The 12,274-nt window shown below is 61.0% G+C and carries 13 protein-coding genes; 12 read left to right on the forward strand and 1 reads right to left on the reverse strand.

Going from position 1 to position 12,274, the window contains the following annotated elements:
• Window positions 1–144: 144 nt before the first annotated feature.
• From aroK to ACB031_RS06010, 4 genes are all read left to right on the forward strand, one after another.
• Window positions 145–663, forward strand: coding sequence for a shikimate kinase AroK (aroK, locus tag ACB031_RS05995; RefSeq protein WP_005298388.1), 519 nt, complete (start codon window positions 145–147; stop codon window positions 661–663).
• A 14-nt stretch (window positions 664–677) separates the two neighbouring features.
• On the forward strand, window positions 678–1,760 hold the full coding sequence (gene aroB, locus ACB031_RS06000; RefSeq protein ID WP_017765001.1) for a 3-dehydroquinate synthase: 1,083 nt from the start codon (window positions 678–680) through the stop codon (window positions 1,758–1,760).
• Complete coding sequence (locus ACB031_RS06005) at window positions 1,750–3,357, forward strand: SPOR domain-containing protein (RefSeq protein WP_371139191.1); 1,608 nt, start codon at window positions 1,750–1,752, stop codon at window positions 3,355–3,357. Before aroB ends, ACB031_RS06005 begins: the two co-directional genes overlap by 11 nt.
• Before the next feature lie 70 nt (window positions 3,358–3,427).
• Complete coding sequence (locus tag ACB031_RS06010) at window positions 3,428–4,300, forward strand: Dam family site-specific DNA-(adenine-N6)-methyltransferase (protein ID WP_017765003.1); 873 nt, start codon at window positions 3,428–3,430, stop codon at window positions 4,298–4,300.
• Window positions 4,301–4,364: 64 nt separating this feature from the next.
• Here ACB031_RS06010 and ACB031_RS06015 read toward each other — a convergent pair whose 3' ends face one another.
• Window positions 4,365–4,727, reverse strand: coding sequence for a hypothetical protein (locus tag ACB031_RS06015; RefSeq protein ID WP_371139192.1), 363 nt, complete (start codon window positions 4,725–4,727; stop codon window positions 4,365–4,367).
• 81 nt (window positions 4,728–4,808) lie between these two features.
• Here ACB031_RS06015 and rpe point away from each other — a divergent pair, with 81 nt between their 5' ends.
• The 8 genes from rpe (at window position 4,809) to astD (ending at window position 12,254) form a co-directional block, all read left to right on the forward strand.
• Window positions 4,809–5,483, forward strand: a complete 675-nt coding sequence (rpe, locus tag ACB031_RS06020) for a ribulose-phosphate 3-epimerase (protein WP_010633199.1) — start codon at window positions 4,809–4,811, stop codon at window positions 5,481–5,483.
• Window positions 5,470–6,138 carry a phosphoglycolate phosphatase gene (locus tag ACB031_RS06025; protein WP_005298398.1) on the forward strand — a complete coding sequence of 223 codons (669 nt, stop codon included), beginning with the start codon at window positions 5,470–5,472 and terminating at the stop codon, window positions 6,136–6,138. The genes rpe and ACB031_RS06025 overlap by 14 nt, the downstream gene beginning before the upstream one ends.
• A 39-nt stretch (window positions 6,139–6,177) precedes the next feature.
• Window positions 6,178–7,182, forward strand: coding sequence for a tryptophan--tRNA ligase (gene trpS, locus ACB031_RS06030; protein ID WP_005298400.1), 1,005 nt, complete (start codon window positions 6,178–6,180; stop codon window positions 7,180–7,182).
• Window positions 7,183–7,306: 124 nt separating this feature from the next.
• Window positions 7,307–7,522: a hypothetical protein gene (locus ACB031_RS06035; RefSeq protein ID WP_005298403.1), complete on the forward strand. Its 216-nt coding sequence runs from the start codon at window positions 7,307–7,309 to the stop codon at window positions 7,520–7,522.
• Window positions 7,523–7,542: 20 nt separating this feature from the next.
• Window positions 7,543–8,124 carry an aminodeoxychorismate synthase component II gene (locus ACB031_RS06040; protein WP_371139193.1) on the forward strand — a complete coding sequence of 194 codons (582 nt, stop codon included), beginning with the start codon at window positions 7,543–7,545 and terminating at the stop codon, window positions 8,122–8,124.
• A gap of 277 nt (window positions 8,125–8,401) precedes the next feature.
• Window positions 8,402–9,619, forward strand: a complete 1,218-nt coding sequence (locus tag ACB031_RS06045) for an aspartate aminotransferase family protein (RefSeq protein ID WP_010633203.1) — start codon at window positions 8,402–8,404, stop codon at window positions 9,617–9,619.
• A 75-nt stretch (window positions 9,620–9,694) separates the two neighbouring features.
• Window positions 9,695–10,714, forward strand: a complete 1,020-nt coding sequence (gene astA / locus ACB031_RS06050; RefSeq protein WP_005298408.1) for an arginine N-succinyltransferase — start codon at window positions 9,695–9,697, stop codon at window positions 10,712–10,714.
• A 70-nt stretch (window positions 10,715–10,784) separates the two neighbouring features.
• A complete protein-coding gene (astD, locus tag ACB031_RS06055) occupies window positions 10,785–12,254 on the forward strand; it encodes a succinylglutamate-semialdehyde dehydrogenase (protein ID WP_371139194.1) in 1,470 nt (489 codons plus the stop codon).
• The last annotated feature ends 20 nt before the right edge of the window (window positions 12,255–12,274 follow it).

A 12,274-nucleotide genomic window follows, 5' to 3' on the forward strand; every position in this document is an offset into this window, starting at 1 on the left:
AGGCTGGGGCGTAAGGGCTGCGGTTGCCAGTCCTGATTTCTATTGAGATAATCCCCCTCCTGATCCATCGCAAGATAAGGTTCATAGGTACCCCGATCGAGAGTTTGTCGGGGTCGTACAGTTTGTAATTACTAACGAAAAGACATGGCTGAGAAACGCAATATTTTCCTGATAGGTCCCATGGGTGCGGGCAAGAGCACCATAGGTAGACATCTGGCAGAACAACTGCATATGGAGTTTTTCGACTCAGATCATGAGATTGAGCGCCGCAGTGGTGCCGATATCGGCTGGGTGTTCGATGTTGAAGGCGAAGAGGGTTTCCGGATCCGCGAAGAGAAGGTCATTGGTGACCTTTCCGAACAGCAGGGTATCGTGCTGGCAACGGGTGGCGGTGCCATCAAGAGCCGTGAAACACGCAACAAACTCTCTGCTCGCGGCATCGTGGTGTACCTCGAGACCACCATTGAGAAGCAGCTGGCCCGGACGCAACGTGACAAACGTCGCCCGCTGCTGCAAACCGAAGAGCCGCCGCGCGAAGTACTCGAGCGTCTGGCGCAAGAGCGCAACGCCCTGTACGAAGAAGTGGCTGACTTTGTCATCCAGACTGATGACCAGAGCGCAAAAGTTGTTGCCAATCAAATCGTCAAGTTGATCGGCATGTAATCAAGAGGACGTCCATGGAAAGGTTGAAGGTCGAACTGGGTGAACGCAGCTATCCCATCGAGATAGCGGCAGGTCTGTTGCAGCATGCAGAGGTGCTGACGCAAACCATCAAGGGCAAGCGGGTCATGATAGTGACCAACATCGTTGTCGCCCCCTTGTATCTTGAGCGCATTACCCAGCTGCTGTCCGGTTATCAGGTTGAACACCTGATCCTGCCGGATGGCGAGGCCTACAAGAACCTGGCAACCTTCGAGCGGATCATGTCCGCTCTGCTGGAAACCAACCATGGCCGTGATACCACTCTGATCGCCCTGGGGGGCGGTGTGATAGGCGACGTGGTCGGCTTTGCTGCGGCAAGCTACCAGCGTGGCATTCCTTTCATTCAAGTGCCTACCACACTGCTCTCCCAGGTTGACTCCTCCGTCGGCGGCAAGACCGCCGTCAACCATCCTCTCGGCAAGAACATGATCGGGGCCTTCTATCAGCCCAGACACGTGGTCATCGACACCGAGTGCCTTCAGACCCTGCCTGCCCGTGAATTCGCCGCCGGCATGGCCGAGGTGATCAAGTACGGCATCATCTGGGATGTCGAATTCTTCTGCTGGCTCGAAGCCAACATGTTCCGTCTGCAGGCGCAGGAGCCGGCCGCGCTGGCCTATGCCATCCGTCGCTGCTGCGAAATCAAGGCCGATGTGGTCGGTCAGGACGAAACCGAGCATGGCGTGCGTGCCCTGCTCAACCTGGGTCATACCTTCGGCCATGCCATCGAAGCCGAAAAGGGCTACGGCAACTGGCTGCACGGCGAGGCCGTGGCGGCGGGCACCATGCTGGCTGCCTGGACCGCACAGGCCCGTGGCGATGTGACCGAGCAGGACGTAGCCCGTATCCGGGCACTGCTGCTGGCGGCCAATCTGCCGGTACAGGCACCGCCCGAGATGGATTTTGCCGCCTTCATTCGCCACATGCGTCGCGACAAGAAGGTGCTGGAAGGCAAACTGCGTCTGGTGCTGCCGGTTGGCATCGGTCATGCCCAGGTAGTGGCCGATGTCTCCGATGCTGAACTGCTGGCGGTGATCGAGTCTGGTCGTGACAAATAAACTGCTGAAGCTTCCTTCCCAGCGGCAGCTGGTTGACCGGCTGCTGCATCTGATTGAATTCAATCATCCTTTCATTTTTCTTTCCGGCAAACCCGGCAGTGGTCGCGGCACCTTGTGTCAGGCCATGCTCGATAGCCTGCCTGAAAAAGTCCGCGTCGCCAGCCTGATCGGCAGTCCGGCCATGAAGATGGTGGACGTGCGCCAGTTGTTGCTGCCCCAGGTGGTGGCCCGCCCGCTGTTCAATCCACAGGATGCGCTGGCAGACAGCTTCTTTCGCATGCTGGAGGGCAAACCGGCCACCCTGCTGCTGCTGATCGAACGGGCAGACGAGCTGCCGGCCGAACTGGTTGGCGAGCTGTGGAGTCTGTGCCGCCACAACGACACCCTGGCTGTGCCCCATCAGCTGGCGATCATGGTGTCCGGCAGTGACGGCTGGTGTCGCACCCAGAAGGCGTTGCTCAAAGGGCGTGCCATGCCGGCACTGGAGCTGGAAGTCGCGCCGCTGAGCGCCCCCGAACAACGCATCTTCTTGTATGAGAAGGCCAAAGAGCTCAAGATCCCGACAGCCCTCTTGCCCAAGCCGAAAGTGGAAGAGATCCTGAAAGTGGCGAATGGACATCCGTCCACCATCATGCAGTTACTGGAGGATATCATGACCGACAGAAGGCCCAAGAAACGTCAGGCCGAGTTGCCCGTCAAGAAGATTGCGACCCTGCTGGCACTGGTTGCCGGCGGCCTGTTGGCCCTGAGTTATCTGCTGCCGGCCCTGTTCAGCAGTGACGACAAAGGGGCCGTGTCTGAACCCGCCCAGAGCACGGCGCTGCCGATCCCCGTGTCGGGTGGCGATCCGCTCACCGTCGGCGGCAGCAACAGTAGCCAGAACGGCAATCAGAGTGTGAACAATGATGGTGCCGCCACCAATCAGGGTGGTGTGGTTCGTGACTGGCAGCCCGATGCCAAGGCCTTGCCCAAGGCGGTGGAGAGCGACACGGTTACCACCGAATCGACCAACTACGAGGGGCGCCGGGTGGTGATCTCCGACGAGGTGGTCGAGAAGCTGATGAAGCAGCCCAACGTCAGCGGGGCCCTGCCCACGGCGGTGGTGGATGAGCTGACCGGTGCCGATTCCCGGGCGGCAGCCACCCAGGATGCGCCAGCCAAGCAGGCGGCCATACCCAATGCCACCGCCCAGGCTGCCCAGCCAGTAACAGCCGCCAAGGCTCAGTCAGCGCAGGCTACCAGCAAGCCGGTGGTCAAACCGGCTGCCGCCGAGCCGCTGGCGACTCCTGCACCCAAGGTGGCGCTGACTCCCGCCGCCACTCTGAACAAGAAGCCGCGCAGCCACTACAGCATCCAGCTGATGGGGGCGAGCAACACCAAGGCGGTCGACAAGTTCGTGGCCGAGAATGGCCTTGCCGGCAAGATCTGGGTCTATCAGACCCAGTTCCGCGGCAGTCCCTGGTACGTGGTGCTGCAGGGGGACTACGCCAGCAGCAACCAGGCCAAGGCCGCCATTCGCAAGCTGTCGCCCGCCTTGCTGAAGGGTCAACCCTGGCCCAAGTCGTTTGCGCAGGTACAAAAAGAGTTGAAGCAATAGCCATTTTGGCCGGGAAGGGGGTAGAATCGTCCCCCTTTTTTGGTCAATGCCTTCTTAACACCGGATTTCCATGAAAAAAACACGCGCTTTTTTAAAATGGGCCGGGGGAAAATACTCCCTGGTTGAAGAGATTGCCGAGCGTTTGCCGGCCGGGCGTGTGTTGCTGGAGCCCTTCGTCGGGGCCGGGTCCGTGTTTCTCAACACCGACTACGACGCCTATGTGCTCAACGACATCAATCCGGATCTGATCGGGCTTTACAACCACCTCAAGCAGACGCCGGACAGCTTCATCGCCGAGGCGCGCAAGCTGTTCGTGGCCGAGCACAACCACAAGGCGGCCTACTACCGGCTGCGAACCCAGTTCAATCAGGCCGATACCAGTTTCGAGCGTGCTCTGTTGTTCCTGTTTCTGAACCGGCACGGTTTCAACGGCCTGTGCCGTTACAACAAGAAAGGGGGCTTCAACGTCCCGTTCGGTTCCTACAAGAAACCCTATTTCCCGGAAAAAGAGCTGTGGGCCTTCGCCGAGAAGGCGCAGAAGGCGACCTTCATCTGTGAAAGTTATGCCGACGCCATCCAGCGCGCCGAAGAGGATTGGGTCATCTATTGCGATCCGCCCTATGCGCCGCTCTCCACCACCGCAAGCTTCACCACCTATTCGGCCGGCGGCTTTACCCTGGACGATCAGGCCGTGCTGGCCAGGCTGGCCCGCCACACCGCGGCCCGCAAAGGGGTGCCTGTTCTCATCAGCAACCACGACATCGAGCTGACCCGCGAACTCTATCGCGGCGCCCGTCTCGACGAGATCCTGGTCAAGCGCACCATCAGCCGCAACGGTGGCACCCGCAACAAGGTAGCCGAGTTGCTGGCGCTCTATCCGCCCGGCATCGAGCCGGAGCAGGGCTACTACCCGAGCGACGCTGAACTGGCGCCACTCGGCTGAGACAGACGGCACCTTGGGTGCCGTTTTTTATCTCTCCCGCGGGTGATGATGGCATTCGCTTTTTCTATACCGTGTGCGGGTCGTTTTCGGCATCCATTTGTGGTGATGATGGTGTCCGCTTTTTCCATACCCTGTGCGGGTCGCTTTCGGTGCTCGTTTGCGGTGATGATGGCGTCCGCTTTTTCCATACCGCGTGCGGGTCGTTTTCGGCGCTCGTTTGCGGTGATGATGGTGTCCGCTTTTTCCGTACCGTGAGCGGGTCGTTTTCGGCGTCCGTTTGCGGTGATGATGGCATTCGCTTTTCCATACCGTGTGCGGGTCGTTTTCGGCGCTCGTTTGCGGTGATGATGGTGTCCGCTTTTTCCATACCGTGTGCGGGTCGTTTTCGGCGCTCGCTTGCAGTGATGATGACGTTCGCTTTTTCCATACTCTGTGCGGGTCGTTTTCGGCGCTCGTTTGCGGTAAAATTGCGCCGCTTTTTCTGCCACGCTGCCAATGGATGACGCTGATGAAAGACTTTCTGATTGCCCCCTCGATCCTCTCCGCCGACTTTGCCCGTCTGGGGGACGATGTCGCCAAGGTGCTGGCCGCCGGTGCCGACGTGGTCCATTTCGACGTGATGGACAACCATTATGTGCCCAACCTGACCATAGGCCCCATGGTCTGTCAGGCCCTGCGTGACTACGGCATCGAGGCGCCCATCGACGTGCACCTGATGGTCAAGCCGGTGGATCGCATCATTCCCGATTTTGCCAAGGCCGGTGCCTCCCTCATCACCTTCCACCCGGAAGCGTCCGACCACGTCGACCGCTCCCTGGGCCTCATCAAGGAGCAGGGCTGCCAGGCCGGTCTGGTGCTGAACCCGGCCACCCCGCTCACCTGCCTGGAATACGTGATGGACAAGCTGGACGTGATCCTGCTGATGTCGGTCAACCCGGGCTTCGGTGGCCAGAGCTTCATTCCTGGCACCCTCGACAAGCTGCGCCAGGTGCGCCGCCTGATCGACGAGAGCGGCCGTGACATCCGTCTCGAGATCGACGGCGGGGTCAAGGTGGAGAACATCCGTGAAATTGCCCAGGCTGGCGCCGACATGTTCGTGGCCGGGTCTGCCATCTTCAGCCGCCCGGACTACAAGGCGGTGATCGACGAGATGCGGGCGGAGCTCTCTCATGTCAAACGCTGAACGTGATTTTGACCTGGTGCTGTTCGATCTGGACGGCACCCTGATCGACAGCGCCCCGCAACTGGCGCTGGCGGTCAACCGTACGCTGACCGAGCTCGGGCTGGCCGAGGCCGACGAGGCCGTGGTGCGGACCTGGGTCGGCAACGGTGCCGACAAGCTGATCCAGCGGGCGCTGGACTATCGCGCGGCGCCCGAGCTGTTTGCCAGCGCCCGTCCGCTGTTTGACCGTCACTATCAGGCCTGCCTGCTGGAAGGGCTGGCCATGTATGACGGGGTTGAGCAGAGCCTGCGCCGCCTGCAGGCGCTGGGCTACCGGCAGGGGATCGTGACCAACAAACCGAGCCACTTCGTGCAGCCGATCCTCGATGCCCTCGGCATCGCCGATTGCTTCGCGCTCTGGCTGGGGGGCAACTGCGTGCCGGTCAAGAAACCGAGCCCGGAACCGCTGCTGCTGGCCTGTCACGAGCTGGGCGTCAGCCCGTCGCGCACCCTGATGGTGGGCGACTCCGAAAATGACGTGCTGGCCGCCCAGGCCGCCGGCATGAAGGTGGTGGGGCTGACCTACGGCTACAACTACGGTCGTCCCATCGCAGATTCCCGCCCGGACTGGGTATGCGAACAGTTTGCCCAGCTCGACGCGCTGCTGGCCGAATAAGCTGGCCAGGCAGGCCGAATAACAAGGATCAACACTCTGATGACTAAACCTATCGTATTGAGCGGGGCCCAACCGTCGGGCCAGCTGACCATCGGCAACTACATGGGGGCCCTGCGTCAGTGGGTCAACATGCAGGATGACTTCGACTGCCTCTACTGCATCGTCGATCTGCACGCCATCACCACCCGCCAGGATCCGGCCGCCCTGCGCAAGGCCTGCCTGGACGCCGCCGCCCTCTATCTGGCGGTGGGCATCGATCCGGCCAAGAGCACCGTCTTCATCCAGTCCCACGTGCCGCAGCACGCGGAGCTCGGCTGGATCCTGAACTGCTACACCCAGATGGGCGAGCTGTCGCGCATGACCCAGTTCAAGGACAAGTCCGCCCGTTTCGAGAACAACGTCAACGTCGGCCTGTTCGGTTATCCGGTGCTGATGGCGGCCGACATTCTGCTCTATCAGGCCAATCAGGTGCCGGTGGGCAACGACCAGAAGCAGCACCTGGAGCTGACCCGCGACATCTGCACCCGCTTCAACAACCTCTACGGCGAGGTGTTCACCCTGCCGGAGCCCTTCATCCCGACCGAAGGCGCCCGGGTGATGAGCCTGCAGGATCCGACCAAGAAGATGTCCAAGTCGGACGACAACGAGGCCAACTTCATCGGCCTGCTGGAAGATCCCAAGCAGATCGTCAAGAAGATCAAGCGCGCGGTGACCGACTCCGACGAGCCGGCGGTGGTGCGTTTCGATCCGGAGAACAAGCCGGGGGTCTCCAACCTGCTGACCCTGATGTCCGGGGTGACAGGTCGCTCCATCCCCGAGCTGGAACAGCATTTCGAAGGCAAGATGTACGGTCACCTCAAGACCGAAACCGCCGAGGCCGTGGTTGCCTTGCTGGAGCCGATCCAGGCGCGCTTCCACGAGCTGCGTCAGGATGAGGCTCATCTGCAGGCCATTTTGGCGGCAGGTGCACAAAAGGCGCGGGAAAGGGCTGAAAAAACCCTGGCCAGCGTATATGATGTAGTCGGCTTCGTTCCTCGAGCCTGACATACTGGGAAGGTGTAGTAGAAGAGAGCTGGGTATTTGCCTGGCTTTCTTTGTTTTACCCGACCTGCTATTCGTTGTTTTCATCTTCCAATTTCAAACGCGGGCGTCTGCCCCAAGAGTTAGCATGTCTGTCGAATCAAATACCACGATTGAAGAGTTGGGTGACAAGGGTCACTGGCTGCGCAAGTTCCGCAAGGCCAAGAACCTGCATACCCTGCAACTGATGGTCTCCAACGCCATCGACAAGCACCACAAAATCCCCGCCATCGCCGCCGCCATCTACCTGGCCGAGTGCCAGCGCGAGCGCGAGATGGAGCAGGGCCGCTATCTGGATCGTTAATTCTCTGCCCTGGTTGACCCATGCTGTTGTTGATCGATAACTACGACTCCTTTACCTGGAATCTGGTGCAATATTTTGGCGCCCTGGGACAGGAGGTGGTGGTGAAGCGCAATGACGAGCTGACGCTGGACGCCATCGCCCGGCTCTCTCCCCGTTATCTGGTGATCTCTCCCGGCCCCTGCACGCCAAACGAGGCGGGCATCTCTCTGGCGGCCATCTCCCGTTTTGCCGGCCAGCTTCCCATCCTCGGCGTCTGTCTCGGCCACCAGTCCCTGGCGCAAGCCTTTGGCGCCCAGGTGGTGCGTGCCCGTCAGGTGATGCACGGCAAGACCTCGCTCATTCGCCATCGGGGGGAGGGAGTCTTCAAGGGGCTCAACGACCCGTTGCGGGTAACTCGTTACCATTCGCTCATCGTGGAGCGCGACACCCTGCCCGATTGTCTCGAGATCACCGCCTGGAGCGAACATGCCGACGGCAGCCCGGACGAGATCATGGGCCTGCGCCATAAGCAGTTGAATATAGAGGGGGTTCAGTTCCATCCGGAGAGCATTTTGAGCGAACAGGGCCATCAATTGCTGGCCAATTTTCTGGCAAATTCCTGACAAGTCGTGATCGGCCTCTCAAAATCGTGATGAGGCCAAAAATATTTTCCCTGACACTTTATTCACCTGCCTCCCTGTCCAAATTATCTCTTGCCAACACCCCCTGAGCCGTTATGCAATGCGGTTGCCTAAAATCTCACGGGCAATCGAACATTGTTCCCTGTAACGCGCTTTGTTGCAGACTTTTAGCTTTTTTTCTGTGACAATGCCGATGTGTTTACATGGATTTAACTTTTGGGCGGTGGATTATTCTGTCGCCAGATCGAAGGAGAGCAATATGTCAGAGTTGTTGGCAGTGACACGTGAAGTGTTTGATGAAGTGATGGTTCCCAACTATGCGCCCGCCAAGATCATCCCGGTGCGTGGTGAAGGGTCACGTGTCTGGGATCAGGAAGGCCGTGAGTATGTGGACTTCGCCGGCGGGATCGCCGTCAATGGCCTGGGCCATTGCCATCCCAAGCTGGTAGAGGCCCTGAAAACCCAGGGCGAGAAGCTGTGGCACCTCTCCAACGTGATGACCAACGAGCCGGCTCTGCGCCTGGCCAAGAAGCTGGTCGCCGCTACCTTCGCCGACAAGGTCTATTTCTGCAACTCCGGTGCCGAAGCCAACGAAGCCGCTCTCAAGCTGGCCCGTCGCTACGCCATCGAGAAGTTCGGCGCCCACAAGACCCAGATCATCGCCTTCCATCAGGGTTTCCACGGTCGTACCTTCTTTACCGTCAGCGTCGGCGGTCAGGCGGCCTACTCCGATGGTTTCGGTCCCAAGCCCGCTGACATCACCCACGTGGCTTACAACGATCTGGCCGCACTGGCCGAGGTCATCTCCGACAATACCTGCGCCGTGGTGATGGAGCCGCTGCAGGGCGAGGGTGGCATCATTCGTCCCACCGACGAGTTTGCCAAAGGGGTGCGCGAGCTGTGCGACAAACACAACGCCCTGCTGATCTATGACGAAGTGCAATCTGGCGTCGGCCGTACCGGCGATCTGTTTGCCTACATGGGTCTGGGTGTCACGCCGGACATCCTCACCAGCGCCAAGGCGCTGGGCGGCGGCTTCCCCATCGGCGCCATGCTGACCACCACCGAGATCGCCTCCCACCTGAAAGTGGGTACTCACGGCTCTACCTACGGCGGCAACCCGCTGGCCTGTGCGGTGGCCGAGGCGGTGATCGACGTGATCAACACCCCGGAAGTGCTGAGCGGCATCAAGCAGCGCGAGCAGCTGTTCCGCGAAGGGCTGGAAGCCATCAACGCCAAGTACCACTGCTTCAGCGAAGTGCGTGGCAAGGGGCTGCTGCTGGGCGCCGTGCTGAACGATGACTACAAGGGACGTTCCCGCGACTTCCTGCTGGCCTCCATCGATCAGGGCCTGATGGCGCTGGTTGCCGGCACCAACGTGGTGCGCTTCGCGCCGTCCCTGGTTATTCCGGAAGCGGACATCAAGGAAGGGCTGGCCCGGTTCGAGAAAGCGGTTGCCCAGGTGGTTAACGCCTGATCCAAATTGAGGTGGGGAACCCGCCCGGCAGGAGCCGGGCCCCCACCTGTCGTCAATGAAAGGGAGTTGTCATTTATGTTGGTTATCCGTCCCATCGAGCAAAAAGATTTTGCCGGTCTCAAGACCTGTGCCATCGAATCCGGCACCGGCATGACCTCGTTGCCCGTCAACGATGAACTGCTGCAGCGCAAGATAGACGCCTCCACCCAGACCTTCTCGGACAAGCCTGCGGGCAAGGGTGACTGCCTCTATTTCTTCGTCGCCGAGGATCTGGAGACCGGCGAAATGGTCGGTACCTGCGCCATCGATGCGGCCGTGGGCCTGTCCCAGCCGTTCTACAACTATCACATCGGCAAGGTGGTGCACTCTTCCCCCAAGCTCGGCATCTACAACGTGGTGGAGACGCTCACCCTCTCCAACGACTACACCGGCAATTCCGAGCTCTGCACCCTGTTTCTGCGCGAATGCGCCCGCGAGGGGCTCAACGGCCGTCTGCTCTCCAAGCACCGCTTTCTGTTCATGGCCGAACACCCCGAGCTGTTTGACGAAACCGTCTTCGCCGAGATGCGCGGCGTCTCCGATGGCGATGGTCACAGCCCCTTCTACGAGTGGCTGCAAAAGCATTTCTTCTCGATGGATTTTCCCACCGTCGACTATCTCACCGGCATTGGCAAGAAGCGCTTCATCGCCGAGCTGATGCCCAAGTACCCCATCTACGTCAATCTGCTGAGCAACGAGGCGCGCGCCGTCATCGGTCAGACCCACGAGAAGACCCGCCCGGCCATCAAGATGCTGCAGGACGAAGGGTTCGTGAATCGCGGCTATGTCGACATCTTCGATGCCGGCCCCACCGTCGAGTGCGACGTGAAGAACATTCGCAGCGTGCGCCGCAGCCAGAAGCTGCGGGTACTGGTGGGCGAGCCCATCGGCGGCAAGACCCACCTGATCTGCAACACCCGCTACGAGCACTACCGCGCCTGCTACGGCAACATCCGGGTCGATCTGGACAAGCACGAGGCCATCATTCCGCCCAAGATGGCGGCGGCGCTCAAGGTGCAGGATGGCGACATGGTGCGCGCCGTCGATCTCGACTGATCCGGCTGGCGACGAAACCGAATATGAAACAGGCAGCCTCGGCTGCCTGCATACCACAGGGAGTGATTGGATGACTCATTTAGTGCAGTTTATCGACGGTCAGTGGCTGGCCGGTGAAGGCAAGCAGTTCGAATCAAAGGATCCGGCCAAGAATCAGGTGATCTGGCAAGGGGAGGCCGCCAGCGCCGCCCAGGTGGATGCCGCCGTCAAGGCCGCCCGCCAAGCCTTCTATCATTGGTCCGATCTGGCCCTCGACGATCGTCTGGCCATCGTGCGCCGCTACGCCGACCTGCTTGGCGAGCACAAGGAGGCGCTGGCGCTGACCATCGCCCGCGAGACCGGCAAGCCGCTGTGGGAGACTCGCACCGAGGTCGCCGCCATGCAGGGCAAGATTGCCATCTCCATCCGCGCCCATGACGAGCGAACCGGCACGGTGGAGAACCCCATGCCGGGCGCCAGGGCGTTCGTGCGTCACAAACCCCACGGCGTTGTCGCCGTGTTCGGCCCCTACAACTTCCCGGGCCACCTGCCCAACGGCCACATCGTGCCGGCGCTGATCGCCGGCAATACCGTGGTGTTCAAACCCTCCGAGCTGACCCCCATGGTCGCCGAGGCCATGGTCAAGGTGTGGCAGGAGGCGGGACTGCCCAAGGGCGTGCTCAATCTGGTGCAGGGCGAGGTGGACACCGGCAAGGCGCTGGCCGGCAACCCGGATATCGACGGCCTCTTCTTCACCGGTTCGTCCCGCACCGGCCACTTCCTGCACCAGCAGTTTGCCGGCCAGCCGGGCAAGATCCTGGCCCTGGAGATGGGTGGCAACAACCCGCTGATCGTGAAAGAGGTGAGCGACATCGATGGCGCCGTCCATGCCATCGTGCAGTCCGCCTTCATCACCTCGGGCCAGCGCTGCACCTGCTCGCGCCGCCTGTTTGTCGAGCGCGGTGCGCGGGGCGATGCTCTGGTCAAGCGCCTGGTGGAGGTGGTCGGCCAGATCAAGGTCGGCCTCTATGACGCCGCCGAGCAGCCGTTCATGGGCGCCATGATCAGTGAGAAGGCAGCGCTCGGCATGGTCGAGGCGCAAGCCAACCTGCAGCGCCTCGGTGGCGAGAGCCTGCTCACTCTCAAGCACCTGGAAGCGGGCACCGGCTTCGTCTCCCCGGGCATCATAGACGTGACTGCGGTCAGCGCGTTGCCGGATGAAGAGTACTTCGGCCCGCTGCTGCAGCTCATTCGCTACGACGACTTCGATGCCGCCATCGAGAAGGCGAACGCCACCAGCTTCGGCCTCTCGGCCGGCCTGCTCGGCGACAGCGAGGCGGACTGGAACCACTTCTTCAAGCGCATTCGTGCCGGCATAGTCAACTGGAACAAGCCCATCACCGGCGCCTCCAGTGCCGCCCCGTTCGGCGGCATCGGCGCCTCCGGCAACCACAGGGCGAGCGCCTACTACGCCGCCGACTACTGTGCGTATCCGGTCGCATCCGTCGAAGACAGCAAGGCGAGCATGCCGGATCAGCTGTCTCCCGGCCTGAGCTTCTGACAACAACGAAAAGGGGGCAC

Source organism: Aeromonas sp. S8(2024) (assembly GCF_041403085.1).
In the GTDB taxonomy this organism is placed as follows: domain Bacteria; phylum Pseudomonadota; class Gammaproteobacteria; order Enterobacterales; family Aeromonadaceae; genus Aeromonas; species Aeromonas dhakensis.